This is a genomic window from Microbacterium sp. AR7-10, assembly GCF_001878835.1.
Lineage (GTDB): Bacteria > Actinomycetota > Actinomycetes > Actinomycetales > Microbacteriaceae > Microbacterium > Microbacterium commune.
On the sequence record NZ_MJIR01000044.1, the window covers coordinates 47,059 to 73,426 of the forward strand.

24 protein-coding genes are annotated in these 26,368 nt (G+C 69.0%); 19 read left to right on the forward strand and 5 right to left on the reverse strand.

The genetic code is table 11. The annotated features are described in order from the left end of the window. Positions 1 to 68 precede the first annotated feature (68 nt). Together infB and rbfA are read left to right on the forward strand one after the other, a co-directional pair. Positions 69 to 2,852 (forward strand): translation initiation factor IF-2, encoded by a 2,784-nt coding sequence (infB, locus tag BFN01_RS05380; RefSeq protein WP_256221033.1) that lies wholly within the window; start codon positions 69 to 71, stop codon positions 2,850 to 2,852. A 66-nt stretch (positions 2,853 to 2,918) separates the two neighbouring features. Further along, the gene (gene rbfA, locus BFN01_RS05385; protein ID WP_071642289.1) at positions 2,919 to 3,347 is read left to right on the forward strand and encodes a 30S ribosome-binding factor RbfA; all 429 of its coding nucleotides are present in this window, start codon (positions 2,919 to 2,921) and stop codon (positions 3,345 to 3,347) included. A gap of 6 nt (positions 3,348 to 3,353) precedes the next feature. On the opposite strand, the gene BFN01_RS05390 is transcribed toward rbfA, so the two are convergent. After that, a complete protein-coding gene (locus BFN01_RS05390; RefSeq protein ID WP_071642292.1) occupies positions 3,354 to 4,256 on the reverse strand; it encodes an A/G-specific adenine glycosylase in 903 nt (300 codons plus the stop codon). Positions 4,257 to 4,329: 73 nt separating this feature from the next. On the opposite strand from BFN01_RS05390, the gene truB reads away from it, so the two are divergent. From truB to BFN01_RS05420, 6 genes are all read left to right on the forward strand, one after another. After that, positions 4,330 to 5,223: a tRNA pseudouridine(55) synthase TruB gene (truB, locus tag BFN01_RS05395; RefSeq protein ID WP_071642294.1), complete on the forward strand. Its 894-nt coding sequence runs from the start codon at positions 4,330 to 4,332 to the stop codon at positions 5,221 to 5,223. Further along, positions 5,220 to 5,588 (forward strand): hypothetical protein, encoded by a 369-nt coding sequence (locus BFN01_RS05400; protein ID WP_071642296.1) that lies wholly within the window; start codon positions 5,220 to 5,222, stop codon positions 5,586 to 5,588. The genes truB and BFN01_RS05400 overlap by 4 nt, the downstream gene beginning before the upstream one ends. A gap of 71 nt (positions 5,589 to 5,659) precedes the next feature. Then, positions 5,660 to 6,052 carry a hypothetical protein gene (locus BFN01_RS05405; protein WP_177243809.1) on the forward strand — a complete coding sequence of 131 codons (393 nt, stop codon included), beginning with the start codon at positions 5,660 to 5,662 and terminating at the stop codon, positions 6,050 to 6,052. Next, the gene (locus BFN01_RS05410) at positions 6,049 to 6,996 is read left to right on the forward strand and encodes a bifunctional riboflavin kinase/FAD synthetase (protein ID WP_071642298.1); all 948 of its coding nucleotides are present in this window, start codon (positions 6,049 to 6,051) and stop codon (positions 6,994 to 6,996) included. Before BFN01_RS05405 ends, BFN01_RS05410 begins: the two co-directional genes overlap by 4 nt. Positions 6,997 to 7,192: 196 nt before the next feature. After that, entirely contained in the window at positions 7,193 to 9,337 is a 2,145-nt protein-coding gene (locus BFN01_RS05415) for a DEAD/DEAH box helicase (protein WP_071642300.1), read from the forward strand. Between the two features lie 223 nt (positions 9,338 to 9,560). Beyond that, positions 9,561 to 10,589 (forward strand): ATP-dependent 6-phosphofructokinase, encoded by a 1,029-nt coding sequence (locus tag BFN01_RS05420; protein WP_071642302.1) that lies wholly within the window; start codon positions 9,561 to 9,563, stop codon positions 10,587 to 10,589. A 52-nt stretch (positions 10,590 to 10,641) separates the two neighbouring features. Here the strand turns inward: BFN01_RS05420 and BFN01_RS05425 are convergent, their stop codons facing one another. After that, positions 10,642 to 12,762, reverse strand: coding sequence for a S9 family peptidase (locus BFN01_RS05425; protein WP_256221036.1), 2,121 nt, complete (start codon positions 12,760 to 12,762; stop codon positions 10,642 to 10,644). A 150-nt stretch (positions 12,763 to 12,912) separates the two neighbouring features. Between BFN01_RS05425 and BFN01_RS05430 the strand changes: the two genes are divergently transcribed. The 4 genes from BFN01_RS05430 (at position 12,913) to BFN01_RS05445 (ending at position 17,183) form a co-directional block, all read left to right on the forward strand. Then, positions 12,913 to 14,388 (forward strand): inorganic phosphate transporter, encoded by a 1,476-nt coding sequence (locus BFN01_RS05430; RefSeq protein WP_083428659.1) that lies wholly within the window; start codon positions 12,913 to 12,915, stop codon positions 14,386 to 14,388. After that, entirely contained in the window at positions 14,385 to 14,714 is a 330-nt protein-coding gene (locus BFN01_RS05435; protein ID WP_071642304.1) for a peptidase, read from the forward strand. The genes BFN01_RS05430 and BFN01_RS05435 overlap by 4 nt, the downstream gene beginning before the upstream one ends. A 38-nt stretch (positions 14,715 to 14,752) precedes the next feature. After that, positions 14,753 to 15,661 carry a phosphodiesterase gene (locus BFN01_RS05440; protein WP_071642306.1) on the forward strand — a complete coding sequence of 303 codons (909 nt, stop codon included), beginning with the start codon at positions 14,753 to 14,755 and terminating at the stop codon, positions 15,659 to 15,661. Positions 15,662 to 15,722: 61 nt separating this feature from the next. Next, complete coding sequence (locus BFN01_RS05445) at positions 15,723 to 17,183, forward strand: aspartate ammonia-lyase (protein ID WP_071642308.1); 1,461 nt, start codon at positions 15,723 to 15,725, stop codon at positions 17,181 to 17,183. A 67-nt stretch (positions 17,184 to 17,250) separates the two neighbouring features. Here BFN01_RS05445 and BFN01_RS05450 read toward each other — a convergent pair whose 3' ends face one another. Continuing rightward, entirely contained in the window at positions 17,251 to 18,120 is an 870-nt protein-coding gene (locus tag BFN01_RS05450) for a fumarylacetoacetate hydrolase family protein (RefSeq protein ID WP_071642310.1), read from the reverse strand. A gap of 59 nt (positions 18,121 to 18,179) precedes the next feature. On the opposite strand from BFN01_RS05450, the gene BFN01_RS05455 reads away from it, so the two are divergent. After that, positions 18,180 to 19,382 (forward strand): PrsW family intramembrane metalloprotease, encoded by a 1,203-nt coding sequence (locus tag BFN01_RS05455; RefSeq protein ID WP_071642312.1) that lies wholly within the window; start codon positions 18,180 to 18,182, stop codon positions 19,380 to 19,382. Between the two features lie 138 nt (positions 19,383 to 19,520). Here BFN01_RS05455 and BFN01_RS05460 read toward each other — a convergent pair whose 3' ends face one another. Both BFN01_RS05460 and BFN01_RS05465 read right to left on the reverse strand, forming a co-directional pair. Beyond that, positions 19,521 to 20,258 carry a cache domain-containing protein gene (locus BFN01_RS05460; RefSeq protein ID WP_256221037.1) on the reverse strand — a complete coding sequence of 246 codons (738 nt, stop codon included), beginning with the start codon at positions 20,256 to 20,258 and terminating at the stop codon, positions 19,521 to 19,523. A 32-nt stretch (positions 20,259 to 20,290) separates the two neighbouring features. Further along, positions 20,291 to 21,082, reverse strand: coding sequence for a FadR/GntR family transcriptional regulator (locus BFN01_RS05465; protein WP_071642314.1), 792 nt, complete (start codon positions 21,080 to 21,082; stop codon positions 20,291 to 20,293). Between the two features lie 107 nt (positions 21,083 to 21,189). On the opposite strand from BFN01_RS05465, the gene BFN01_RS05470 reads away from it, so the two are divergent. The 6 genes from BFN01_RS05470 to BFN01_RS05495 all read left to right on the forward strand — a co-directional run bounded on the left by BFN01_RS05470 (position 21,190) and on the right by BFN01_RS05495 (position 26,345). Further along, positions 21,190 to 22,257: an ABC transporter ATP-binding protein gene (locus tag BFN01_RS05470; RefSeq protein WP_071642318.1), complete on the forward strand. Its 1,068-nt coding sequence runs from the start codon at positions 21,190 to 21,192 to the stop codon at positions 22,255 to 22,257. A 48-nt stretch (positions 22,258 to 22,305) separates the two neighbouring features. Next, positions 22,306 to 23,487 carry an extracellular solute-binding protein gene (locus BFN01_RS05475; protein ID WP_071642321.1) on the forward strand — a complete coding sequence of 394 codons (1,182 nt, stop codon included), beginning with the start codon at positions 22,306 to 22,308 and terminating at the stop codon, positions 23,485 to 23,487. 73 nt (positions 23,488 to 23,560) lie between these two features. Beyond that, a complete protein-coding gene (locus tag BFN01_RS05480; RefSeq protein WP_071642324.1) occupies positions 23,561 to 24,388 on the forward strand; it encodes an ABC transporter permease in 828 nt (275 codons plus the stop codon). Positions 24,389 to 24,395: 7 nt separating this feature from the next. Next, a complete protein-coding gene (locus BFN01_RS05485; protein WP_071642326.1) occupies positions 24,396 to 25,208 on the forward strand; it encodes an ABC transporter permease in 813 nt (270 codons plus the stop codon). A gap of 75 nt (positions 25,209 to 25,283) precedes the next feature. Further along, positions 25,284 to 25,652, forward strand: coding sequence for an FKBP-type peptidyl-prolyl cis-trans isomerase (locus tag BFN01_RS05490; protein ID WP_071642328.1), 369 nt, complete (start codon positions 25,284 to 25,286; stop codon positions 25,650 to 25,652). Positions 25,653 to 25,796: 144 nt separating this feature from the next. Then, complete coding sequence (locus BFN01_RS05495; protein WP_071642330.1) at positions 25,797 to 26,345, forward strand: YceI family protein; 549 nt, start codon at positions 25,797 to 25,799, stop codon at positions 26,343 to 26,345. Positions 26,346 to 26,368: the final 23 nt, after the last annotated feature.

The following is a 26,368-nucleotide window of genomic DNA, read 5'->3' on the forward strand; positions in this document are numbered from 1 at the left end:
TCGAAATGAGACCCGTCCGCGACTAGTGGTCTGCCCTGCCTGGGCGGACCGACCCAGACAGGAGAATTGTGGCTGCCAAACCACGTGTGCACGAGATCGCCGCTGAACTCGGCGTCGACAGCAAGTTCGCGCTCGCGAAGCTCAAGGAGCTCGGCGAGTTCGTGAAGAGTCCGTCTTCGACGGTGGAGCCTCCGGTGGCGCGCAAGCTGCGCGCCGCGATCCAGGCCGACCCCAACGCGAAGCCGGCAGAGAAGACCGAGGCGAAGCCTGCGGCCAAGTCCGCCGCTTCCCCGAAGGCGCCGACCCCCGGCCCGAAGCCCGGACCCGCCAAGAAGGCGGCCCCGGCCGAGGCCCCCGCTGAGGCGCCCGCCGCACCCGCCACCGAGTCCGCTGCTCCCGCAGCGACCTCGGGCGCACCCACGCCCGGACCGGCGAAGCCCGCGGCTCCCAAGCCCGGCGGCAGCGCTCCCGCGGCCGGCGACAGCGCCCCGAAGCCGGGCGGTGCACCCAAGCCGGGTGCCCCGCGCCCCGGCAACAACCCGTTCTCGTCCGCGCAGGGCATGGGACAGCGTCCGGCGGGCCCCCGTCCGGGCAACAACCCGTTCGCCTCGCAGCAGGGCATGGGCCAGCGACCGACTCCGGGCAACATCCCGCGTCCGCAGGCTCCCCGACCCGATTCTCCCCGCGTGGGCGCTCCGCGCCCCGGCCGTCCCGGCGGCGCAGGTGCGCGCGGTGGTCAGGGCGGTCGTCCCGGCGCACCGTTCCAGCAGCGTCCCGGCGGTCCCGGCCGTCCCGGCGGCGCCGGTGGCGGTCCCGGTGCCGGCGGCGGCTTCCAGCGCCCCGGTGGCGGCTTCGCCGGTCGTCCCGGCGGTGGTGGCGGCCGTGGCCGTGGCCCCGGCGGAGGCACCGCCGGTGCCTTCGGCAAGGGCGGCGGCAAGAGCAAGCAGCGCAAGTCGCGTCGGGCGAAGCGCCAAGAGTTCGAGATGCGGTCGGCGCCGGTCGTCGGCGGCGTCAACGTCTCGAAGGGCAACGGCGAGATCATCCGGCTCCGCCGCGGAGCATCCATCGCGGACTTCGCGGACAAGCTCGAAGCACTGAACGGCTACACCGTCCAGCCCGGCACCCTGGTCACCATCCTGTTCAACCTGGGCGAGATGGCCACGGCCACCGAGTCCCTGGACGAGGCGACCTTCGAGGTGCTCGGCGAGGAGCTGGGCTACAAGATCCAGATGGTCTCGCCCGAGGACGAGGACAAGGAGCTCCTCGAGGGCTTCGGTCTCGACCTGGAGGGTGAGCTCGACGCCGAGAGCGACGACGACCTCGAGATCCGCCCGCCGGTGGTCACCGTCATGGGACACGTCGACCACGGTAAGACCCGTCTGCTCGACGCGATCCGCCAGTCCAACGTCATCGAGGGTGAGGCCGGCGGCATCACCCAGCACATCGGCGCGTACCAGATCTGGACCGAGCACGACGGCATCGACCGTGCGGTGACCTTCATCGACACCCCGGGTCACGAGGCGTTCACCGCCATGCGTGCCCGTGGTGCGCAGGTCACCGACATCGCGATCCTCGTGGTCGCCGCCGACGACGGCATCATGCCGCAGACGGTGGAGGCGCTGAACCACGCGCAGGCCGCCGGTGTCCCGATCGTGGTCGCGGTCAACAAGGTCGACAAGCCCGAGGCCAACCCCGGCAAGGTGCGCCAGCAGCTCACCGAGTACGGACTGGTCGCCGAGGAGTACGGCGGCGACGTGCTGTTCGTCGATGTCTCCGCCCGGCAGGGAACCGGCATCCAGGAGCTGATCGATGCCGTCCTGCTGACCGCCGACGCCGGCCTCGACCTCACGGCCAACCCGAACAAGGCCGCCCGTGGTGTCGCCATCGAGGCGAAGCTCGACAAGGGCCGTGGTTCGGTCGCGACCGTGCTCATCCAGTCCGGAACGCTGCGTGTCGGCGACGCGATCGTCGCCGGCACCGCCTACGGCCGGGTGCGCGCCATGCTCGACGAGAACGGCGAATCGGTGGAGTACGCCGCACCGTCGCGTCCGGTGCAGGTGCAGGGTCTGAACTCCGTGCCCCGCGCCGGCGACGTCTTCATCGTCACAGAGGAAGACCGGATGGCGCGTCAGATCGCCGAGAAGCGCGAGGCTGTCCAGCGCAACGCGCTGCTGGCCAAGGCCCGCAAGCGCATCTCGCTCGAGGACTTCACCCGAGCCCTCGAGGAGGGCAAGGTCGAGACGCTCAACCTCATCATCAAGGGCGACGTGTCCGGTGCCGTCGAGGCGCTGGAGGAGTCGCTGCTCAAGATCGAGGTCGACGACTCGGTGCAGCTGCGCATCATCCACCGCGGTGTCGGTGCGGTGACCGAGTCCGATGTGAACCTGGCGACGATCGACAACGCGATCATCGTGGGCTTCAACGTCCGCCCCGATCCGAAGGCCCGTGAGGCCGCAGCCCGTGAGGGTGTGGACGTGCGGTTCTACTCGGTCATCTACTCCGCGATCGACGAGATCGAGAGCTCGCTCAAGGGCATGCTCAAGCCGGAGTACGAAGAGGTCAAGTCGGGTGTCGCCGAGATCCGCGAGGTGTTCCGCTCCTCGAAGTTCGGCAACATCGCCGGTGTCATCGTCCGCTCCGGAACGATCACCCGAAACGCCAAGGCACGCGTCATCCGCGACGGCGTCGTCATCGCCGATGGCCTCGCCATCGAGTCGCTGCGCCGCTTCAAGGACGACGTCACCGAGGTCCGCACGGACTTCGAGGCGGGTATCGGCCTGGGCAAGTACAACGACATCCAGATCGGCGACGAGATCGAGACGACCGAGCTCGTCGAGAAGCCTCGCGGCTGATCGAATCCGTACGATGTGAGGGGCGCCGCGAGGCGCCCCTCATTCGTCCTCAGAGGGGATAGGAACATGGCTGGAGAACGACAGGCACGACTCGCGGATCGCATCCGCGTCATCCTCGCCGAGCGTCTCGAGAAGGGACTGCGCGATCCGCGTCTCGGGTTCGTGACCATCACGGAGGTGCGCGTCTCGGGCGACCTGCAGCACGCCTCCGTGTTCTACACCGTGCTGGGCACGGATGAGGAGCGCGTGGCGAGCGGCGCCGCACTCACCTCGGCGACCGGGCTGCTGCGCAAGGAGGTCGGGCGTCAGCTGAACGTGCGGCTCGTGCCCACGCTCGAGTTCATCCCGGACGCGCTGCCGGAGAGCGCCGGACACATCGCCGACCTTCTGCGCGAAGCGCGTGAGCGCGACGCCGAGGTGGCCAAGCTGGCCTCGTCGGCGACGCACGCCGGTGACGCCGACCCGTACCGGCGCGACGACGAGGACGAGGACTGATCCCGATCAGCGGGGGAGCATGAGCGTTCCGCCGACGGCCTCGACGAGGCCGTCGGCGATGAGCGAGTCGATCGCGCGGTCGCGCTGGGCGGGATCGGGCCAGTCGGCGACGACCTCATCGGCCGCCCGGCGATGGTCCTCAGCGGTGCGCAGCGCGCGGAGCACCGCCCCGCGCGCCTGACGGTCCGAGCCCTCGAAGCGCGCCTGCCGACGACGCGTGTCACCGGTGTCCGGTCGCCCTGCGGTCAGCCACGCGCATCCGGATGCCAGCGGGCACACCTCGCATCTCGGCGCACGCGCCGTGCAGACCACCGCGCCGAGCTCCATCATGGCGGCGTTGAAGATGGTCGACTCCTCGACATCGTCGGGGAGCAGCTCGGCCATCCGCGCGAGATCCCGCTTCGCGGGCGGGCCGGGCTGGGAGCGGCCGTCGACGGCCCGCGCGATGACGCGCCGCGTGTTCGTGTCGACCACCGGGTGCCGGTCTCCGTAGTGGAAGACGGCCACCGCCCGGGCGGTGTACTCGCCGATCCCCGACAAAGCCAGCAGCGCGGGCACGTCGCGGGGCACGACCCCGCCGTGGCGCTCCACGATCTCCAGCGCCGCCCGGTGCAGCCACAGCGCGCGCCTCGGGTAGCCGAGGTTGGACCACTGATGCACGACCTCCGCGGGGGTGGCGTTCGACATCGCAGACGGGGTCGGCCAGCGGCGCAGCCATGCCTCCAGGTGCGGGATGACCCGGGCCACCGGCGTCTGCTGCAGCATGAACTCGCTCACCAGGGTTCCCCAGGCGCCGTGATCCGCAGCGAACTCCGCGCGCCGCCAGGGCAGGTCACGTGCCGTCGCCGCGTACCAGTCCAGCAGCTCGCCACGCCACACGGGCGCGGGCGTCGATGAGGGCGCGAGCATCCGACCAGCCTATGCCGACGGCATCCCCGCTCGTCCCGTCGGCGCACCGAGGCGCACGCTCTAGGCTTGAGGAATGGTCTCACCCGGCATCCTGCTCGTCGACAAGCCCGGCGGGCTGACCAGTCACGACGTGGTCGCCCGCACACGACGGGCCTTCGGCACGCGCAAGGTCGGGCACGCCGGGACGCTCGACCCGATGGCGACGGGGCTGCTGGTGATCGGCATCGAGGGGGCCACCCGGCTGCTCACCTACATCGTCGGCGCCGACAAGACCTACACCGCGACGATCCGGCTCGGCATGCGCACCTCCACCGACGACGCCGAGGGCGAGATCGTCGAGCGCGCCGAGGCCGGTGCCCTCGACGCGGTGACCGACGCAGGCATCGCCGCGGGCATCGCCGCCCTCACCGGCGCGATCTCTCAGGTGCCGAGCTCGGTCTCGGCGATCAAGGTCGACGGCAGGCGCGCCTACGACCGCGTTCGGGCCGGCGAAGAGGTCGAGCTCGCGGCCAGGCAGGTGACCGTCTCGCGCTTCGACGTGATCGATATCAGGCGCGAGGACGGCGTCGTCGACGTCGACGTCGTCGTGGACTGCTCCTCGGGAACCTACATCCGCGCCCTCGCCAGGGATCTGGGCGCGGCGCTCGGCGTCGGAGGCCACCTCACGGTGCTCCGGCGCACCCGGGTGGGCGGCTTCGCCATCGCCGACGCGGTCGGGATCGACGCGCTCTCCGATGCGCGAACACTGACCCCCGCCGAGGCGGCAGCGCGCACCATGCCCGTGCTGCCGGTGACGGCAGACGAGGCGACCGACCTGCGCCACGGCAAGCGCCTGCACGGGCAGGCCGGGCGGCTGGCGGGACCGGAGGTCGCCGCGATCGACCCCGAGGGCCTGCTCGTCGGCGTCGTCGAGGCTCGAGGAAAGGACATCAAGAGCGCCATGAACATGCCGGAGGGGCAGCGATGATCCTGTGGTTCACCATCACCCAGATCGCCGTCGCGTGCGCCGCCGGGGTGTTCTGCCTCATCGCCGGACTCGCCGGACGTCGTCCGAGCGACTGGACCGTCGGCAGCCTGCTGCTGGTCGAGCTGCTGCTCATCGTGCAGGTGATCATGGCGATCATCGCCCCGCTGGCGGGCAACCCGCCCACCGGCGACCTGCTCGAGTTCTGGGTGTACCTCGTCTCGGCCGTCCTGCTGCCCATCGGCGGTGCGGCATGGGCCCTGCTCGACCGCACGCGGTGGAGCACGGTCATCCTCGGGGTGATCGGCCTGTCGCTGGCGATCATGCTCTGGCGGATGAACGCCATCTGGACGATCCAGGTCGCGTGACCGCGCCGGTCGGGGCCGTCGTCGCGCGTAAGATGGACGACGCAATGTCCCACACCGTTTCGCGCGCCCGGATGACGGGCATCGGCCGAGTTCTCGTCATCGTCTACGCCGTGATGGCGCTGGCGGCCATCGGTCGCAGCTTCGTCCAGATCGTCCGCCGCTTCGATGAGGCACCCCTCGCGTACAGCCTCTCGGCGCTCGCGGCAGCGGTGTACATCCTGGCGACGCTCGCCCTGGTGCTCGCCCGCCGGCGCGGCTGGTACACGGTCGCCTGGGTGGCGATCGTGTTCGAGCTGACCGGCGTGCTCGTGGTCGGCGCGCTCAGCCTGCTGGCGCCGTCGCTGTTCGGCCACGACAGTGTCTGGTCGTACTTCGGCATGGGCTACCTCTTCGTGCCGCTCGTGCTGCCGGTGTTCGGCCTGTGGTGGCTGCGCACGCACCGCCCGCAGGCGGAGGCCGCATGATCGTCTTCCGTGATCCGGCTGAGGTTCCTGCCGACTTCGGTCCCTGCGTCGTGGCGATCGGCAAGTTCGACGGCGTGCACGTCGGACACCGAGCCGTCATCGAGCGGATGCGGGAGGACGCCCGCGCCATCGGCGCCCGCACGGTCGCCGTGACCTTCGACCGCAATCCGCTCGAGGTGCTGCGCCCCGAGCTGTGCCCGGAGAACGTCGTCGGCACCGAGCGCAAGGTCGAGCTCCTCGGAGAACTCGATCTCGACGCGACGCTCGTGCTGACATTCGACCGCGCGCTGGCATCCCTGCCGGCGGAGGACTTCGTCTGCGACATCCTGGTCGACTCCCTGCACGCGGCCATGATCCTCGTCGGCCGGGACTTCCGCTTCGGCCGGGGAGGTGCGGGCGATCCGGACCTGCTGCACAGACTCGGTCCGCAGCACGGCTTCACCGTCGACGTGGTCGACGACGTCACTCCCGAAGGCGGTGGCCGCCGGGTGTCGTCGACGTGGGTGCGCGAGCTGCTCGCCGCGGGCGACGTCGCGCAGGCGGCGAGCGTGCTCGGTCGGCCGGTCACCGTGAGCGGCGAGGTCGTGCACGGACTCAAGCGCGGCCGCGAGCTCGGGTTCCCGACCGCCAACCTGTCGGAGATGATCGACGCCCTGGCCCCGGCCGACGGAGTGTACGCGGGCTGGCTGCACGACCACGCCACGGGCATCCGCCATCCCGCCGCGATCTCGGTAGGCACCAATCCCACGTTCGACGACGTCGAGCGCCGCCAGGTGGAGGCGCACGTGCTCGACGAGACCGGACTCGATCTGTACGGGCATCGCGTGACCGTCGAGTTCACCGACCACCTGCGCGGGATGGTGGCGTTCGAGGGGATGGATGCGCTCATCGCGCAGATGGCGGATGACGTGTCGGTCGCCCGTGAGCGACTCGGCATCGCTTGATCCGGCAGGCGACTCGCCGTATCATCTGGGTCGGAGAGGGCCGGATGGCCTAAACTCTTAGCAGTGCTCGTCGACAGCCGCAGTATGCGTGCAGCCGAGCACCGAGATCCGCACGGTCCTGGCTGGCGCCACACGCGGATGACAGCAACGAACCGAAGGCCGCTTCGGCACTTCGGCACTCACGCTCAGGAGGAGCATGCCGAGCACGGCGACCGCCGCCCAGCGGCGAAAGAAGACGTCCCGTCGAGATGAAGAGGCGCCGCTGATCCCGATCCTCGCGCGCAAGGTGCGCGAGATCGAGGCCAAGGCCCAGCGGGCCAAGCTGGGCCCGACCAACCGGGTGAAGTTCCAGGTGATCGCTTTCCTGGTGCGCGAGGAGCGCGCCAGGGTGAAGGCCGACCCTGAGGTGACCGACGCCGCCCGCGCGGAGCTGCTCAAGCGGCTCGACGGAGTCGCCACGATCCTCGCGAAGACGGCCGCCCGCGACACCTCGCTGATCCAGCTGCTCGAAGCCGACCAGGCCACATCGCCCGTCGCGAAGCGGATGCGTCGCGACTGGCTGCTGGAGTCGGGGGCCGAGCTGGCACCCGAGGAGCTGGTGATCACCGACATCGCGCCGATCGTGCAGACCCCGGTGGTCCCGGCCGCTCTCGCCGAGAAGCAGGTCACCCCGCCGTCGATCGAGTCGCGTCTGCTGGCTTCGCCGTTCCTCGCCCCCGACCTCACCCCCCGGCCCGCGGCCGTGCCACGCCGGCGGCTCGACGGGTGGGAGCTGATGGGGCCGCTGTACAAGGCGTTCGAATCCGGCGCCGGCGGGGGAGCGGCGACGATGGACCTGCCCCCGACGCCCGAGTACGACCACATCTCGCCCAAGGGCCGCGAGGTCATGGTGCACCAGTCTCGCTTCGTCGAGGCGGTGCGCTCCGGGCATCGCAGCTTCCTGCTCGCCGACGAGCCGGGCCTGGGCAAGACCGCGCAGTCGGTGCTCGCCGCCTCGGTCGCGAACGCCTACCCTCTGCTCGTCGTCGTGCCGAACGTGGTCAAGATGAACTGGGCGCGCGAGGTCGAGCGGTGGACGCCGCAGCGTCGCGCCGCCGTCATCCAGGGCGACGGCACCGACATCGACGCGTTCGCGGACGTCTTCATCGTCAACTACGAGATCCTCGACCGGCACCTGTCGTGGCTCGGCTCGATCGGCCTGAAGGGCATGGTCGTCGACGAGGCGCACTTCATCAAGAACCTGTCGTCGCAGCGCTCGCAGAACGTGCTGGCCCTCGCGGCCCGCATCCGCGACCGGGAGCGCAAGCCGCTGATGCTCGCTCTGACGGGAACCCCGCTGATCAACGACGTCGAGGACTTCGACGCGATCTGGCGCTTCCTCGGCTGGACGAACGGTGAGAAGCCCGAGCCGGAGCTGATGGCGAAGCTGGATGCCACGGGTCTGACTCCTGCCGATAAGTCCTTCTACGCCGAGGCGCGCGAAGCCGTGATCTCGATGGGCATCGTGCGGCGGAAGAAGAAGGATGTCGCCGCGGACCTGCCCGACAAGCTCATCGCCGATCTGCCGGTGCAGCTGGACGACGAGTTCGGCCGCGGCATCCGGGCGGCGGAGCGTGAGCTGGGTGAGCGGATGGCCGCGAAGTACCGCCGGATCGTCGAAGCCCGCACGGCTGCGCACGGCCCGGCCGCGTCGACCCAGATCGACGAGGACATCGTGCGTCTGGTCGCGCACAACGAGCTCGAGGAGTCGAAGGCCGCCGGAGCGGGTGGTGACAACGTGTTCACCATGGTGCGCAGGATCGGGCAGGCGAAGGCGCTGCTGGCCGCAGACTACGCCGCGCAGCTGCAGCGGTCGGTCGGAAAGGTCGTGTTCTTCGCGAAGCACATCGACGTGATGGATCAGGCCGAGGCGCACTTCGCCGCAGCGGGGATCAGGTCGGTGTCGATCCGAGGGGACCAGACCACGCCCGTGCGTCAGCAGGCGATCGATGCGTTCAACACCGACCCCGAGGTGGGTGTCGCGGTGTGCTCGCTCACCGCAGCCGGAGTCGGCGTGAATCTGCAGGTCGCCTCGAACGTCGTGCTCGCAGAGCTGAGCTGGACCGCGGCCGAGCAGACCCAGGCGATCGACCGCGTGCACCGGATCGGCCAGGATGAGCCGGTCACCGCGTGGCGCATCATCGCCGCGCACACGATCGACACGAAGATCGCCGAGCTGATCGACCAGAAGCAGGGGCTCGCCGCGCGTGCCCTCGACGGTGAGGCCGTCGTCGAGGAGCCGGGCGAGTCGGTGCAGATGGCCGCGCTGATGCACCTGCTGCGGGAGGCTCTCGGCTCCTAGGGCCGTGCACTCCGATGCGGGCGTTAAGAACTTTGATTCTTAGCGCCCGCATTCGTCTGTTCTGCGGAGGTCCGCCCAAGAATCCCGCATCGCGGCCACAGTGCTGGCAAGATCATTCGTTTTCGCGCGTGCGGAATGGCTTTTCGACACCGAGGGGCGCTAGGGTCGAGAACGGGCAGTGTCGCCTCTTCTACCCGTTCCCCTGACGCACGAAGGCAGCAGCATGAAGATCGGCATCCTCACCAGCGGCGGCGACTGCCCCGGCCTCAACGCGGTCATCCGCGGCATCGTGCTCAAGGGCACCACGACGTACGATCTCGAGTTCGTCGGAATCCGCGACGGCTGGCGAGGCGTCGTCGACGGTGACTTCTTCCCCCTGACCCGCCACGAGGTGAAGGGCCTGTCGAAGGTCGGCGGCACGATCCTCGGTACGAGCCGCACCAACCCGTACGAGGGCACGCGCGGCGGAGCCGAGAACATCGCCAAGACCCTGTACGGTCACCGGATCGACGGCATCGTCGCGATCGGCGGCGAGGGGACCCTCGCGGCCGCCGACCGTCTGGCCAAGGACGGCATCAACGTGCTCGGCGTGCCGAAGACGATCGACAACGATCTGCGCGCGACCGACTACTCGTTCGGCTTCGACACCGCCGTCAACATCGCGACCGACGCGATGGACCGCCTGCGCACGACCGGGGACTCGCACCAGCGCTGCATGGTCGCCGAGGTCATGGGCCGGCACGTGGGCTGGATCGCCCTGCACGCCGGGATGGCGGCCGGCGCGCACGTCATCTGCATCCCCGAGGTGCCGATGTCGATGGACGAGATCTGCTCGCTGGTCAGCAGCGCCGCCGCCCGCGGTCGCGCACCGCTCGTCGTCGTGTCGGAGGGCTTCACGCTCAAGGGCATGGACGAGGCGTACAGCGACAAGGGCCTCGACGCGTTCAACCGCCCCCGCCTGGGCGGGATCAGCGAGATCCTCGCCCCGGAGATCGAGCGGATCACCGGCATCGAGACGCGATCGACTGTGCTGGGGCACATCCAGCGCGGCGGATCCCCGTCGGGGTTCGACCGGGTCCTCGCGACCCGACTCGGCCTGCACGCCGCCGACGCCCTCGTCGACGGAGCCTGGGGGCAGATGGTGGCCATGCGCGGCACCGACATCGTCCGGGTGCCGTTCGCCGAGGCGCTGGGCGAGCTGAACACCGTGCCGCGCAGCCGCTACGACGAAGCGGCCGCGCTGTTCGGCTGAACCCTGCAGACGACGCTCGGGCACCCGGTCGGATGCCCGAGCGACCGGTCCGTCAGGCGGCCAGGCCGAGCACGTCCAGCATCCACGCGATCTCGAACGCGCGCTCGCGCCAGGAGTTGTAGCGTCCGCTGACGCCGCCGTGACCCGCCGACATCTCGCACTTCATTATCACGTCCTGCGCGCCCGCGTAACGCAGAGCCGCAACCCACTTGGCCGGCTCGACGTACAGCACGCGGGTGTCGTTGAGCGATGTCATCGCCAGGATCCGCGGATAGCCGAGACCCTCGCGGATGTTCTCGTACGGCGTGTACGACTTCATGTACGCGTACACCTCGGGGTCGTGAAGCGGGTCGCCCCACTCGTCCCACTCGACCACGGTGAGCGGCAGCGAGGGGTCGAGGATGGAGGTGAGCGCGTCGACGAAGGGCACGCCGGCGAGGATGCCGGCGAACAGGTCGGGGGCGAGGTTGGCGACGGCGCCCATGAGCAGTCCACCCGCGCTGCCGCCTTCGGCGACGAGCCGTTCGGGGGCGGTCACGCCGGTGTCGACGAGGTGCTGTGCGCACGCGACGAAGTCGGTGAAGGTGTTGCGCTTGTGCAGCTCCTTGCCCTGCTCGTACCAGTGTCGGCCCATCTCGCCGCCGCCGCGCACGTGAGCGACCGCGAAGATCACACCGCGATCGAGCATCGACAGGCGCATGGTCGAGAACCCCGGATCGATCGAGTGCTCGTACGATCCGTAGCCGTAGAGGTGGAGGGGGCGCGGCTCGACACCGGGCTCGCCGAACGAGCGCTTCCACACGAGCGAGATCGGCACCAGGGTGCCGTCGGGCGCCGTCGCCCAGACCCGCTGCTGACTGTAGTCGGCCGGGTCGTACCCGCCGAGGACGGCCATCTGCTTGCGCAGGTGCTTCTCGCCGGTCGCGACATCGAGGTCGAGCACCTGGGGCGGCGTCACGAACGATGTGTACGTCATGCGCAGGAAGGGCGAGTGCCACTCGGGGTTGGCGCTGAAGTAGGCGTCGAACAGGGGTTCGTCGAAGTCCACCTCGTCGAGCTCACCCGTCGCGAGATCCATGATCGCCGACCGCACCAGGCCCTCGCTGCGGTACTCGACGGTGGCGAAGTCGCGGAAGCAGTCCACGTCGATGATCCGCCTGCCCTGACGGTGCGGGATCAGCACCCGTCGCTCTCCCTGCGGCTCGGATGCCGCCACCGAGACGAGCTCGAAGTCCAGGGCGTCGGCGTTGTGCAGGATCAGCAGGCGATCCTGCCCGTCGACCACCGCGTGATCGACCGAGTACTCCACGCCGTCTCGGCGCGGCCACACGACCCGCGCCTGGGCGCTCAGCGGATCGGAGCTCAGTTCAGCGATGTCGATGAGCAGCTCCTCGCTGGTGATCTTCGAGCCCAGGCCGATCACGAGGTACCGGCGGCTGCGGGTGATGCCCGCGCCCATCCAGAATCGCTCGTCCGGCTCATGGAACAGCTGCACGTCGTCGTGCACCGGGGTTCCGATCCGGTGCAGCCACAGGGTGTCCGGGCGCCACGCCTCATCGCGGGTCGTGTAGAGCACGGCCGTGCCGTCCGGCGTGAAGAACGCCTGCCCGGTGTTCGGGATCACGTCGTCGAGCATCTCGCCGGATGCCAGGTCGCGCACATGCACGGTGTACAGCTCCGAGCCCTCGGCATCCACGGACCAGAGCAGTCGGGTGCCGTCATCGGAGGCATCGAAGGCGCCGAGGGAGAAGAACTCGTGTCCGGCTGCTTCGAGGTTGCCGTCCAGCAGCACCTCCTCACCCGGCACCGGCACTCCGGGCTCGAGCACCGGAGGCGTCCAGTCGTCGTCCTGTGCGGCGGTGCGGCAGTGGATGCCGTACTGCGCGCCTTCCTCCGTGCGGCTGTAGAACCACCAGTCGCCGCGTCGCGTGGGGACGGACAGGTCGGTCTCCTGCACCCGTGAGCGGACCTCCTCGAACAGGGTCTCGCGGAGCCCCGCGAGATGAGCGGTTCTCGCGTCGGTGTAGGCGTTCTCCGCCTCCAGGTGCGAGATCACTTCGGGATCGTCCTTGCCCCCGAGCCACTCGTAGGCGTCGTCGAAGCGGTCGCCGTGGTGGGAGCGCGTGGTGATGCGGCGGGCCGCCGCGGGCGGCTGGATGCGGGAATCGGTCACCCTGCCACGCTACCCGGCGAGTTGACCGCGACCGGGCAGGGTGGGAGGATTCATCCGGGTCCTTAACGGATGACAAACCCACGGTGAACTCTTCGTTCGTCACACGCCGATCTCTCGGCCCCTCCCTGGCAGTCCCAACGAAAGAGTCCGGTGGAAACCGCAGCCCTCATCGTCGTGCTGGTCATCGCGCTGGCGCTCTTCTTCGACTTCACCAACGGATTCCACGACACCGCGAACGCGATGGCCACACCCATCGCCACCGGTGCGCTGAAGCCGAAGACCGCGGTGCTCCTCGCCGCGGTGCTGAACCTCGTCGGAGCGTTCCTCTCGACCGAGGTCGCGAAGACCGTGTCCGGTGGCATCATCCGCGAGGACGCGATCAGCCAGATGGGAGCGCAGGTCTTCCTCCCGCTGATCTTCGCCGGACTCATCGGCGCGATCACCTGGAACATGCTCACCTGGCTGCTGGGTCTTCCGTCCAGCTCGTCGCACGCGCTGTTCGGCGGCCTCATCGGCGCGACCCTCGTCGGGGTCGGGGCCACGGGCATCGACTTCGGGATGGTGCTGTCGAAGATCATCCTCCCCGCCGTGATCGCCCCGCTCACCGCCGGCATCATCGCGTTCATCGCCACCAAGGTGGCCTACGGGGTGACGCGCCGGTACGACGGCAAGCCCGACGGACGCTCCGGGTTCCGCTGGGGCCAGATCTTCACCTCGTCACTGGTCGCGCTCTCGCACGGCACAAACGACGCGCAGAAGACGATGGGCGTGATCACCCTGGCGCTGATCACGATCGGCTGGCAGACCGGAGACCCGAACAGCTCCGACTACCACAACCCCGAGTTCTGGGTCATCGTCGCCTGCGCGTTCACGATCGCCCTCGGCACGTACCTCGGCGGATGGCGCATCATCCGCACCCTCGGCAAGGGCCTCACCGAGGTCAAGCCCGCACAGGGCTTCGCCGCCGAGAGCTCCACCGCGGCGACGATCCTCGCCTCCAGCGCCCTGGGCTTCGCGCTCTCCACGACGCAGGTCGCCTCGGGATCGGTGATCGGCTCCGGCCTCGGCCGGCGCGGCGCCTCGGTGCGCTGGGCCACGGCCGGTCGGATCGCGATCGGCTGGCTGCTCACGCTTCCTGCGGCGGGCGGTGTCGGCGCCCTCGCCGCCCTGCTGGTCATCTGGTTCGGCAACTGGGGTGTCGCGATCGACGCGGTGCTCGCGCTCGTGATCATCGTGGGCCTGTTCATGTACTCCCGTCGCAACGCGGTGACGTCCGCGAACGCCATGAGCGACGTCGCGGAGTCCGGACTCGCGGTGGACCACCCCGAGGTGCCGGCGCCCACGCGCCGTGCCAGCCGCATGGAGCTCGTGCGCGCCCTCGAGCGCGCCGAGCGCAAGGCCGATGAGGCCGAGCGTGCCGCGCGTCGGGCGAAGAAGCTCAAGAAGGCGGGCGCATCGCCTGCCGAGGTCAAGGCGGCGAAGCGCGCGGCCGACAAGGCCGCGCTGAAGTTCGCCGATGCCGAGAAGGCCGCCCAGGAGTGGGAGAGCGCGATCGCCAGCCGCAAGGCGCGGGCCAAGCTCGCCGAGTGGGATCTCGCCGTCGACGAGCAGGAGGACGCACGATGAGCATCGACTGGGGCGCCTTCGTCAGCGTGTTCCTCGCGGCGCTGCTGGGCGCGGGCACGATCGTCCTCTTCTACGCGCTGGGTCTGCGGATGCTCGTGCGGGCAGGGCGCGTCCCTGTGGTCACCCCCGCGGAGTTCACGGATGCCATCACCGTGCTCTCCGAGAAGGAGATCAGACGCGCCGCCAAGCAGGCCGCCAAGGCGGCGCGCAAGAGCCCGCTCAGCGAAGGACAGAAGACGCTCGCCTTCGCGGCCGCGATCGGCTGCTTCGTCGTGTGCGGCGCGGCCGTCCTCGGCGGCATCCTGCTCATCGTCGTCGGCCACTGACACGCGTCCGCCCGAGAGGGCGGTTCTAGGCTGGTGGCATGTCAGCCTCGTTCGCCTTCGGCAGCCACGCCCCGGCGTCGCACGTCATCGTGCACATCAGCGATCCGCACCTGCTCGCCGGCGGTGCGCGGCTGGGAGGCCGGTTCGACGTCGACGGCACCCTCCATCGCACGCTCGACGCCATCCGCGCGACGAGCAGCGATCCGGCGGCGATCGTCGTCACCGGCGACCTCGCCGATCTCGGCGAGCCCGACGCGTATCGCCGCCTGCGAGCCGCGGTCGAACCGCTCGCGGCCGACCTCGACTGCCCGGTCGTATGGGTGGCGGGCAACCACGACGAGCGCCCGGCGCTGCGGCAGCACCTGCTCGGTCTCCAGCCCAGCGAGCAGCCGATCACCGGGGCGTGGGACCTCGGCGGGCTGAGACTGGTGGCCCTGGACACGAGCGTTCCCGGCTGGCACCATGGCGACCTCGACGCCGCCCAGCTCTACTGGCTGCGCGACGTGCTGGATGAGCCCGCACCGCACGGCACGATCGTGGCCATGCATCATCCTCCGATTCCGAGCCACATCCCGCTGTTCGACATCCTCGAGCTGCGCCACCAGGACGAGCTCGCCGACGTGCTGCGGGGCAGCGACGTGCGTGCCGTCCTCGCCGGTCATCTGCACTATTCCTCGCATGGCCTGTTCGCGGGCATCCCGGTCAGCGTCGCGTCCGCCACGTGCTACACGATGAACGTCGCGCGTCCCGCCGTCGAGGTGAACGGGATGGATGGCGCGCAGTCGTTCCAGCTGGTGCACGTGTACCCCGACACGATCACGCACACCGTGGTGCCGGTGGCCGAGGCGCCAACCGGTGATCACTTCACCCGCGAGTGGGCGCAGCGCATGGCATCCCTCACGCCGGAGCAGCGACTCGAGGCGTTCTCCCGCAAGCCCCCGCGCTGAAGCGTCGTAGACTGGGGCCATCCCCCGAATCCCTGATCGCCACTACCCACAAGGATGTGACATGGCCTCGTCTGAGCCTGTTGTTACCCGCACAGAGACCGATTCGATCGGAAGCATCGAGATCCCGGGTGACGCCTACTACGGCGTGCACACGCTGCGTGCCGAGCAGAACTTCCCCATCACCAAGCGCCCCATCTCGGTGTATCCCGATCTGGTGCGCGCACTCGCGATGGTCAAGCAGGCCAGCGCTCGCGCGAACAAGGAGATCGGGGTCCTCGACGCCGAGAAGGCCGACCTGATCGACGCCGCGTCTCAGCGGGTCATCGACGGCGAGTTCCACGACCAGTTCATCGTCGGCGTGATCCAGGGCGGGGCCGGCACCTCGACCAACATGAACGCCAACGAGGTCATCACCAACGTCGCCCTCGAGATGGCGGGTCGGGAGAAGGGCGATTACGCCTTCCTCTCGCCGATCGACCACACCAACCGCAGCCAGTCCACGAACGACGTGTACCCGACCGCGGTGAAGATCGGCCTCTCGCTGAACCTCGTCTCGCTGCTCGACGAGCTCGACCTGCTGCGCACGTCCTTCCTCGGCAAGGCGAACGAGTTCCACGACGTGCTCAAGGTCGGCCGCACCCAGCTGCAGGATGCCGTGCCGATGACCCTCGGCCAGGAGTTCCACGGCTTCGCGACGACCCTGGGCGAGGATCACAGCCGCCTCACCGAGAACGCGTCGCTGCTGACCGAAATCAACATGGGGGCCACCGCGATCGGCACCGGGATCACCACCCATCCCGACTACGCGCCGACCGTGCTGAAGCACCTGCGCGAGATCAGCGGGCTCGACCTCAGCACCGCGACCGACCTCGTCGAGGCCACCAGCGACACCGGCGCGTTCATGTCGTTCTCGTCGTCGCTGAAGCGCAACGCGATCAAGCTCTCGAAGATCTGCAACGACCTGCGCCTGCTCTCGTCCGGCCCGCAGGCCGGTATCGGCGAGATCAACCTGCCGGCCATGCAGGCCGGCTCCAGCATCATGCCGGGCAAGGTCAACCCCGTCATCCCCGAAGCCGTCAACCAGGTCGCGTTCGCCGTCGCGGGTGCCGACGTCACGGTGACGATGGCGGTCGAGGGCGGCCAGCTGCAGCTCAACGCCTTCGAGCCGGTCATCGCGCACTCGATCTTCCAGTCGATCACGTGGATGCGTCAGGCGATGTGGACGCTGCGGGTGAACTGCGTCGACGGGATCACCGCGAACCGCGAGCGTCTCGGCGCGATGGTGGGCGCATCGGTCGGCGTCGTCACGGCGCTGACGCCGTTCATCGGCTACGCGGCATCCGCGGCGCTCGCCAAGACCGCACTGCTCACCAACCGCAACGTCGCCGACCTCGTCGTCGAGGCAGGGCTGATGTCGCGCGAAGAGGTCATGAAGCAGATCTCGCCGGCGCGCCTGTCCGGGCTCGAGACCGTCACCGCGGCGATTCCCGTGATCGCGGCGGAAGACCTCCCGCAGTCGTAGCGCCGGAGATCGAGAAGAGGCGGGTGCCCTGGGGCATCCGCCTCTTCTCGCGTTCGACCGACGCGGATCAGCCCAGGGTGCGGCAGTGCGTCGTGAGCTCGCCGATCCCGTCGACACCCACCGTGACCGTGGAGCCGTCCCGCAGGAAGATCTGCGGATCGCGCGAGTAGCCGGCGCCGCCGGGGCTGCCGGTGGAGATCAGGGTTCCCGGCTGCAGGGTGGCCGACGACGACAGGTGCGCGATCAGCGTCGCGACGCTGCGCACCATCTGCCCCGTGCTGGCGTCCTGCACGGTCTGCCCGTTGACGACGGCCCAGATGTGCAGGTCCTGCGGGTCGGGGATCTCATCAGCCGTGACGACCACGGGACCGGTCGGGGTGAAGCCGTCGAACGACTTGCATCGCGACCACTGCGCCTCCGCGAACTGGATGTCACGCGCTGTGATGTCGTTGACGACCGTGTAGCCCCAGACCGCGTCGAGCGCCTCGTCGACCGTGAGGTCTTTGGCGGGACGGCCGATGATCACGCCGAGCTCGGCCTCGTAGTCGACGGATTCGCTCAGGGCGCGCGGCCACGACGTCGTCTCGTCGTGCGCGCCGAGCGAGTTGGGCCACAGGGTGAACACCGTGGGGGCGGTGTCGGTCTTGAGGCCCAGCTCGCTCGAATGAGCGGCGTAGTTCAGGCCGACGGCGAGGATGACCGGCGGCGCGACGACGGCGGGGCCGAAGCGCATGCCCGACACCGGATGCCGTGGCGCATCGCCCGAGGCGAAGGCGGCTCGCAGCTGCGCGAGCAGCTCGTCGCCGCCCTCGATCAGCTGCTGCAGGGTCGGCGGAGCGGGGGAGAGGAGGTCGCTGACGAGGATGGCCTCCGCGCCGTCGATGACGGCGAGCTGCAGGTCCTCGGAATCGCGAGCGCGCAGATGGGCGAAACGCATGCCTCTACGCTACCCGTCGCGATGCCGCCCGTGGCAGAGGCGGCCTCTAGGCTTTGCTCATGAGCTTTGGAGCACGGCCCCCGGCCGCGCAGTCGTCGGACCCGTTCCCCACGCTGCTCGCCGGCCGTTCCCGGTACACGCCACCGGCGCCGTCCGCACCCGCACCCGCACCCGCCATGCCGGCCCTGCCGATGCCCGCGCGGTGCGGGCGGAGCGCGTCGGTGTGGGCGTTCGGCGTGCTCGCCTTCCTGATGATCGCGCTGATCGCGTACTTCGCGCTGTTCCTCGGCGTGGGGGCGTCGATCGTCGGGCTCGTCCTCGCGTTCGTGCCGCTCGCGATCGTGCTCACCGGCGTGCGGATGATCGATCGGTGGGAACCCGAGCCGAAGAACCTGGTCGTCTTCGCGCTCGCCTGGGGCGCCGTGGCGGCCGTCGGCATCACCCTGCTGGTCGATCTGGCGTTCGCGCTGGCTGTCGGGCAGCGCAACGAGTTCTTCGCCGCGGTCATCCAGGCGCCCGTGATCGAGGAGCTCGCGAAGGGCCTCGGGGTGCTGCTGGTGTTCGTCATCGGCCGTCGAGCCTTCGACGGGCCGGTCGACGGCGTGGTCTACGGAGCGCTGGTCGGTGCCGGGTTCGCGTTCACCGAGAACATCCAGTACTTCGGCACCAGCCTCACCTCCGGCGGTGCCGCTGACCTCACGGTCACGTTCATCCTCCGCGGGCTGGTCTCGCCGTTCGCGCACGCCATGTTCACCGCTCTGACCGGATTCGCCATCGGCCTGGCCGCACGTCGGGGTGCGAGCACAGCGTCCGCCGTGGGGTCGGGTGCGGTCGGCCTGGTCGGCGCCGTCGGCCTTCACGCGTACTGGAACGGCTCGTCTCTGCTGGGCGACTTCCTCGCGCTGTACATCACCACGCAGGTTCCGCTGTTCATCGGGTTCATCATCGCGATCCTCGCGCTGCGCCGGGAGGAGACGCGTCTGACGCGCCTGCGCCTGAGCGAGTACGCCGCCGCCGGATGGTTCACCCCGCAGGAGGTCGAGATGCTGGCGACCCCGGCGGGCCGGCGGACGGGCCTGCGCTGGGCATCCGGTCTGCGCGGCGACCGCCGAACGGTGATGCAGTCGTTCATCCACGATGCCGCGGCGCTCGCCGCCGTGCGGCAGCGGGCGATCACCGGTCGCGACCCGCTCGCCGCGGCGGACGAGCACGCGCTGCTGATGCGTACCAGGGATGCCAGGGCGCGTCTGCTCGCGTACTGACGGCTCCGCACCGGGCGAAGACAGACTCAGCGCCCGGTGCTGCGGCGATGCCTGCAAGACTCCCGGGCGCTGAGTTGATCTACAGACAGGGTGCCTCGACCTCGGTACGAAGTCAAGACCTCCGGATGGATCGCGACCTCAGACGCTCTCCACGATGACGTCGAGCGCGACGCCGTCGCAGGACAGTCGGGGAAGGTCGGCGAGCCTGCTGCCGCGCACCGAGTCACCCGTCGCGCAGCGCGGATCGGTGGAGACCACGACCCGGCCGACACCGTTGACGAGGGTCACCTGCTGGCCCAGCGAGGCGAAGCGCGGAATGATCTCTCGCTCGACCTCGGCGACGAGCAGGTCGAGCCCTGCCACACCCAGCAGGCGCCCGCCGTCACTGGCGGGAACGGCCACGGTGATCGTGTACTCGTCGCTGCACAGGTAGTCGACGTACGGGCCCGCCACGTGCGGTCCTCCCGTGCTCATCGGCACGCGGTACCACTCGAGTTCGCTGTAGTCGATGTACTCCTTGTTCACGGTCTGCGAGGCGAGCACCAGCTGCCGGCCGCCTTCGCCCTGCCACCAGGCGAGGTGGCTGCGGGCGTCGGCGAGAAGATCGATCGCCGCGATGAAGCCGGCGCCGTAGACCGGCACGGCGTCCAGCGCCAGGGTGCGCGCGGCATACGGCTCGACGATCGCGTCGAACCGGGGCCGGGTCAGCGAACCCTCGTCGAGCGCGACCGAGAGCTCCGCGGCACAGGAGGCGACCCAGCTGTCGAGCATGCGGATCGGAGCGCCGAAGTACTCCTCGACCATCCGGACCGCATCCGCAGGTTCGGCTGTCATGGGGGCGGGTGTGGTGGTGGCGGGTGTCGTGGGGGTGTTCATCGCGTCCTCCAGTGCACGTCGATGGGCGGGACTCATGAGGTGCTCGCGGGCGAGCTCTGCAGGTGGATGAGAGCGTCGATGACGCCGACGACCAGACCTTCGGTGCGCGCTCCCGCCGTGTCGGGATCGCCCTCCTCCACCGCTCTGATGATGGCGGCGAGCGTCGCCGACTGACTGCGCAGTCCCGCGCCGTCCGGTGCGGCGAGACGGAGGTAGGGCGAGAACTCGGCCTGCAGCTTCATCTGCTCGCGGGTCAGACGGGCCGACTGACTCAGCGAGACGAGCTCGACGAGCACATCATCGAGCAGGCGGCGCTGCTGGTCGACGTCGAGATCGTCGACCAGCTCGAGGCGACGGCGCACCCGGCCGGCTTCGCTGACATCCGCGCGCCGTGCGGCGAGGCGGACGGCGGCGGCCGTGATCGCACTGTAGTGCGCGCCCATGTCACGCAGCGCGAGCCGCGACATGCGCATGAGCGCATCGTGCGCGAAGGCGAGCGGATCGGCGTCGTCGACGACGAAGCTGCCTCCGTTGCGTCCACGACGCGTGACGATCAGCCCCTGGCCGCGCAGCGTGAGCAGAGCCTCCCGCACGGTGACCGGTGCGACACCGAAGCTGCGCGCGAGGTCGGATTCGGATGGGAGCCGCTCACCGGCCCGCAGGTGACCGCGGTGGATGGCGTCCACGAGCCGGCGCACGACGAGCTCCGCACGGCCTTCATCCCCGATCGACTGGAAGAGGGCGCCCTGCAGCCGGTGCGGGTGACGGCCCCGCTGACGATCCGGATCGGTGCGCGCACCGGCGGGGGAGGTCAGCGAGTCCATCTCTGGATTCTTCCACGTCGTCGATCCGCGGAGAAGAGTTGAAATATGACCTACGGTCTTATATGTTTAACCGACCTTCCGTATCGATGAGGATCGAGGAGCACGAGATGACGACTGCCGCGCTGGCCACCGATGCCGACAGCGACGCCGCAGCTCCCGGCAGCGTGTCACTGTCGGGCCTGACCAAGTCCTTCGGCGACTTCACCGCGGTGCGCGATCTCGATCTGCACGTCGCGCCGGGGGAGTTCCTCTCCATGCTCGGCCCGTCGGGATCCGGCAAGACCACCGTGCTGCGCATCATCGCCGGGTTCGAGGAGGCGACCTCCGGCACCGTCCGTCTCTCCGGCGTGGATGTCACTCGCACCCCGCCGCACGCCCGTGACGTCAACACGGTATTCCAGGACTACGCGCTCTTCCCCCACATGACCATCGCCGAGAACGTCGGCTACGGACTGCGCGTGAAGGGGACCAGCAGGAGCGGACGCGTCGAGCAGGTCGCCGAGTCGCTGCGGCGCGTGCGTCTCGACCACGTCGCCGACCGCCTGCCCCATCAGCTCTCGGGCGGCCAGCGCCAGCGCATCGCCCTGGCCCGCGCGCTGATCCTGCGGCCGCAGGTGTTGCTGCTCGACGAACCCCTCGGAGCCCTCGACAAGCAGCTGCGCGAGCAGATGCAGATCGAGCTGAAGCAGATCCAGCGGGAGGTCGGCATCACCTTCGTCTTCGTCACGCACGATCAGGAGGAGGCGCTGACGCTGAGCGATCGCGTCGCCGTGTTCAACAACGGTCGCATCGAGCAGGTCGGCACCGCCCGCGAGGTCTACGAGGAGCCGCAGACGGAGTTCGTCGCGCGCTTCCTCGGGCTGTCGAACCTCATCGGCGCTCAGCTCGCGCAGGAGCTCACCGGCACCCGCCGCACCATGAGCATCCGTCCGGAGCGGGTGCGGATGCTCGGTGCTTCCGACGCGCTCGCCGACGGCGACGTGGGGCTGACCGGCACGATCGCCGAGATCGTCTACACCGGACCGGCCACCCGCTACCTGATCACCTCCGATGCCGGCGTCGACATCATCGCCGAGCGACCGAACGCCCATCACATCGCCGGTCTGGACGTACCGCGGCGAGGCGATCGGGTGCGTGCCGCCTGGAACCCGGCGCACGCAGCACGACTTCCCTGAGCACCACCCTGTTCCCACCCGCGCACCGCGATCACAAAGGAGAGATCCATGCGAAAGAAGATCCTGGCCGTCTCGGCCCTCACCACAGCCGCAGCCCTGGCGCTGTCTGGCTGCTCGAGCACCACGGAATCGACGGACGGCTCCGGCGGCCTGTCGATCGACGTCCCCGATGTTCCGATGATGGACAAGCTCGGCGAGAACGAGAAGGAGGTGAACATCATCGCCTGGTCGGGCTTCGTGGAGCCCGCGTGGACCGACGCGTTCACCGAGGAGACCGGATGCACGGTCAACCGACGCGTCGCCGGAACGAGCGACGAGATGGTGCAGCTGATGCGCACGGGCGACTACGACCTCGTCTCGGCGTCGGGCGACGCGAGTCTGCGCCTGATCGCCGGCGGCGACGTGCAGCCGCTGAACCTCGAGCACATCCCGAACTTCGGCGACGACATCGTGGAGGGCATGAAGGGTCAGATCTACGACACCATCAACGGCAAGTCCTATGGCATTCCGATCGGTCGCGGCGCGAACATCCTGCAGTACAACAGCGAGATCGTCAGCGAAGAGCCCACCAGCTGGGACGTGGCGTGGGAGAAGGACAGCCCGTACGCCGGCAAGGTCATCGCGTACGACGCCCCGATCTACATCGCCGACGCCGCCGTGTACCTGATGGCGCACGAACCCGACCTGGGCATCGAGAACCCGTATGCGCTCGATGAGAAGCAGCTCAAGGCCGCTGTCGACCTCCTCAAGCAGCAGAACGGCATCGTCTCGGAGTACTGGTCGGACCCCGCGGCTCAGATCACCTCGTTCGCCGGTGGCACCACCGTGCTCGGCACCTCGTGGGAGGTGCTGCGCAAGCTCACCGAGGATGACAAGTACAAGAGCGTGCTGCCCGAGGAGGGCTCGACCGGATGGTCGGACGCCTGGATGCTGGCCGCGAAGTCGAAGAACCCGAACTGCGCGTACGCGTGGATGGACTACGCCTCCTCGCCCGAGGTCAACGGCGCCATCGCGATGAACTTCGGCATGGCGCCCGCCAACGCCGCCTTCTGCGACACCAGCGAAGAGGCGAAGGCGCACTGCGAGTACTACAACGCCACGAACGAGGAGTACTTCAAGAAGGTGTGGTTCTGGACCACCCCGATCGAGCAGTGCATCGACGGCCGCACGGACGTGAAGTGCACGAACTTCCAGCAGTGGACGGACGCCTGGACCAGCGTCAAGGGCTGACCCGGCCCGCCCGGGGCGGGGGAGACGACTCCTCCGCCCCGGATCGCACCCTCTCGACTCCGACAGGAACGACATGAAGCGCCGCGCACGCATCGCCGGTCTGCTGGCCCTGCCGATGGCCTGGCTGATCGGCATCTACATCTTCTCGCTCGTCATGCTCCTGGTGACGGCGTTCTGGATCACCGATCCATTCACCTCGAAGGTGAAGCCGGGCTTCACCTTCGGCAACTTCCAGCAGCTCGTCGCGAATCCGGCATACGCCTCCACGGCTCTGCGCACCCTGGGGATCGCGCTCGCCGTCACCGCTCTCGCGATCCTCATCTCGGTCCCGCTGGGCATCTTCATGGCGAAGGTCGCCTCGCCCTGGCTGCGAGCCGTGCTGGCCGTCTCGATCACCCTGCCCCTCTGGGCCGGCTACCTGGTGAAGGTCATCGCGATGCGCATCACCTTCACCGAGCAGGGATTCTTCAACTGGATGCTCGCTCCGCTCGGCATCAGGGGGCCCGGCTTCACCGTCTTCACCGTCGTGCTGACTCTCACCTACCTCTGGCTGCCGTACATGGCCGTGCCGGTGTACACGGCCATCCGCCAGCTGCCGGCCAACCTGTTCGACGCCTCCGCCGATCTGGGGGCAGGGTCGTGGCGCACGATCCGCACGGTCGTGCTGCCGCTGATCAAGCCGGCCATCATCGCCGGCTCGGTGTTCACCTTCTCGCTCAGCCTCGGCGACTACCTCGTGGCGAAGTTCGTCGGCGGCGACACGCAGATGATCGGAAGCGTCATCGCCTCGAACATCAACCTCAACCCGCCCCTGGCGGCGGCGTTCTCGGTCGTCCCGATCGCGTTCGTCGTCATCTACCTGGTGAGCGTGCAGCGCACCGGCGCTCTGGAAAGGATGTGAGCCGACCATGCTGAGACTGTCGCGCACCTCCAAGATCGTGCTCGGTGCCATCGTCGCGATCATCCTCGCGTTCATGTACGTCCCGCTCATGCTCGTCGTGCTGAACTCGTTCAACTCGGCCCGCATCGCCAGCTGGCCGGTCACGGGGTTCAGCCTCGAATGGTGGGGCAGGGCGTTCACCAGCCAGCCCGTCCGCGACGCGGTGCTCAACTCCGTGCTGGTGGCCACCGGCGCCACGGCGATCGCCCTCGTCCTCGGGACGCTGGTGGCCTTTGCGCTGCAGCGCTACCGGTTCTTCGGGCAGCGCTCGGTGAACCTGCTCGTCGTGCTGCCGATCGCGCTGCCCGGCATCGTCACCGGTGTCGCCCTGAACAACACCTACAACCAGATGCTCGAGCCGATCGGCATCCAGGTCGGCTTCTGGGGGATGATCATCGCACACGGCACCTTCTGCATCGTGATGGTGTTCAACAACGTGCTGGCGCGACTGCGGCGCATGAACCCGAGTCTCGAGGAGGCATCTCAGGATCTCGGCGCGACGCCGTGGCAGACCTTCCGGATGGTGACCTTCCCCCAGTTCCGCAGCGCCCTGGTGGCCGGGGCGATCCTCGCCTTCGCGCTGAGCTTCGACGAGGTGTACGTCACGATCTTCACCGCCCCGCCCGGAGTCGACACGCTGCCGCTGTGGATCATGAATCAGATGGCGCGGCCGAACGAGGCGAACGTGGTGAACGTCGTCGCGACCGTCGTGATCCTGGCATCCTTCATCCCGGTGTGGGTGTCTCAGCGCCTCTCCCGCGACATCACCGACCGGGACTGACGCGGCGGATCGCATTACGCGGTCAGCGGACGCACCGCATTGACCGGGGCACGCGCGCCGAGGTTGGATGGAGTCATGACTGAACGCACGAAGCCCGAGTTCGACGCCCCCACCGGACCCGCCCCCGCAGAGCTCGTCATCCGCGACATCGTCGAGGGCGACGGCGCCGAGGCGCGCCCCGGCGACACCGTCACCGTGCACTACGCCGGTGTCGAGTACGACTCCGGTGAGGAGTTCGACTCCTCGTGGGGTCGCGGCGAGACCATTCAGTTCCCCCTGCGGGGGCTCATCCAGGGCTGGCAGGACGGCATCCCGGGCATGAAGGTCGGCGGGCGCCGTGAGCTGGTCATCCCGCCGCACCTCGCGTACGGCCCGGCCGGATCCGGCCACTTCCTCTCCGGGAAGACCCTGATCTTCATCATCGACCTCGTCGCCGTCGGCTGAGTCGATCCAATCCGAAGAACCCCCATCCACCTCGGTGGATGGGGGTTCTTCATGTGATGGGCCCAACCGGGAATATATGCAGACGCATGTAAGTTATCCTCGGTACGGCGTGAGTGCGCCGACGAACCTCAAGGAGAAACACACATGTCGATCGAGATCCCCGGCTACCGTCCCGGCACTTGGGTCCTGGACCCCAGCCACAGCGAGGTCACCTTCAGCGTGCGCCACATGATGATCTCGAAGGTGCGCGGCTCCTTCGCCATCAAGAACGCCACGCTCACCGCTCCCGAGAACCCGCTCGAGGCCGCCGTCGAGGCGAGCGTCGACGTGGCCTCCGTCGACACCAAGGACGAGGGACGCGACACCCACCTGCGCTCGGCGGACTTCTTCGACGTCGAGAACTTCCCGACCATGGAGTTCGTCTCCACCGGAGCACGCGTCGAGGACGGCGACTTCTTCGTCGACGGCGACCTCACCATCCGCGGCATCACCAAGCCGGTCAGCTTCGAGTTCGACTTCGGCGGCTTCGGCACCGACCCGTGGGGCAACTACAAGGCGGGCGCCTCGGCGACGACCGTCATCAACCGCGAGGACTTCGGCCTCACCTGGAACGCTGCCCTTGAGACCGGTGGTGTGCTCGTCGGCAAGGACATCACGATCAACCTCGACCTGCAGGGCGCCCTGCAGGCCTGAATCCGACCGCGTTCCCGGGCCCG

What these genes read in the sequence shown, in the direction of transcription:
- rbfA (WP_071642289.1), top strand. Translation starts at nt 2,919, where the DNA reads ATGGCTGGAGAACGACAGGCACGACTCGCGGATCGCATCCGCGTCATC.
- BFN01_RS05390 (WP_071642292.1), bottom strand. Translation starts at nt 4,256, where the DNA reads ATGCTCGCGCCCTCATCGACGCCCGCGCCCGTGTGGCGTGGCGAGCTG.
- truB (WP_071642294.1), top strand. Translation starts at nt 4,330, where the DNA reads ATGGTCTCACCCGGCATCCTGCTCGTCGACAAGCCCGGCGGGCTGACC.
- BFN01_RS05400 (WP_071642296.1), top strand. Translation starts at nt 5,220, where the DNA reads ATGATCCTGTGGTTCACCATCACCCAGATCGCCGTCGCGTGCGCCGCC.
- BFN01_RS05405 (WP_177243809.1), top strand. Translation starts at nt 5,660, where the DNA reads ATGACGGGCATCGGCCGAGTTCTCGTCATCGTCTACGCCGTGATGGCG.
- BFN01_RS05410 (WP_071642298.1), top strand. Translation starts at nt 6,049, where the DNA reads ATGATCGTCTTCCGTGATCCGGCTGAGGTTCCTGCCGACTTCGGTCCC.
- BFN01_RS05415 (WP_071642300.1), top strand. Translation starts at nt 7,193, where the DNA reads ATGCCGAGCACGGCGACCGCCGCCCAGCGGCGAAAGAAGACGTCCCGT.
- BFN01_RS05420 (WP_071642302.1), top strand. Translation starts at nt 9,561, where the DNA reads ATGAAGATCGGCATCCTCACCAGCGGCGGCGACTGCCCCGGCCTCAAC.
- BFN01_RS05435 (WP_071642304.1), top strand. Translation starts at nt 14,385, where the DNA reads ATGAGCATCGACTGGGGCGCCTTCGTCAGCGTGTTCCTCGCGGCGCTG.
- BFN01_RS05440 (WP_071642306.1), top strand. Translation starts at nt 14,753, where the DNA reads ATGTCAGCCTCGTTCGCCTTCGGCAGCCACGCCCCGGCGTCGCACGTC.
- BFN01_RS05445 (WP_071642308.1), top strand. Translation starts at nt 15,723, where the DNA reads ATGGCCTCGTCTGAGCCTGTTGTTACCCGCACAGAGACCGATTCGATC.
- BFN01_RS05450 (WP_071642310.1), bottom strand. Translation starts at nt 18,120, where the DNA reads ATGCGTTTCGCCCATCTGCGCGCTCGCGATTCCGAGGACCTGCAGCTC.
- BFN01_RS05455 (WP_071642312.1), top strand. Translation starts at nt 18,180, where the DNA reads ATGAGCTTTGGAGCACGGCCCCCGGCCGCGCAGTCGTCGGACCCGTTC.
- BFN01_RS05460 (WP_256221037.1), bottom strand. Translation starts at nt 20,258, where the DNA reads ATGAACACCCCCACGACACCCGCCACCACCACACCCGCCCCCATGACA.
- BFN01_RS05465 (WP_071642314.1), bottom strand. Translation starts at nt 21,082, where the DNA reads ATGGACTCGCTGACCTCCCCCGCCGGTGCGCGCACCGATCCGGATCGT.
- BFN01_RS05470 (WP_071642318.1), top strand. Translation starts at nt 21,190, where the DNA reads ATGACGACTGCCGCGCTGGCCACCGATGCCGACAGCGACGCCGCAGCT.
- BFN01_RS05475 (WP_071642321.1), top strand. Translation starts at nt 22,306, where the DNA reads ATGCGAAAGAAGATCCTGGCCGTCTCGGCCCTCACCACAGCCGCAGCC.
- BFN01_RS05480 (WP_071642324.1), top strand. Translation starts at nt 23,561, where the DNA reads ATGAAGCGCCGCGCACGCATCGCCGGTCTGCTGGCCCTGCCGATGGCC.
- BFN01_RS05485 (WP_071642326.1), top strand. Translation starts at nt 24,396, where the DNA reads ATGCTGAGACTGTCGCGCACCTCCAAGATCGTGCTCGGTGCCATCGTC.
- BFN01_RS05490 (WP_071642328.1), top strand. Translation starts at nt 25,284, where the DNA reads ATGACTGAACGCACGAAGCCCGAGTTCGACGCCCCCACCGGACCCGCC.
- BFN01_RS05495 (WP_071642330.1), top strand. Translation starts at nt 25,797, where the DNA reads ATGTCGATCGAGATCCCCGGCTACCGTCCCGGCACTTGGGTCCTGGAC.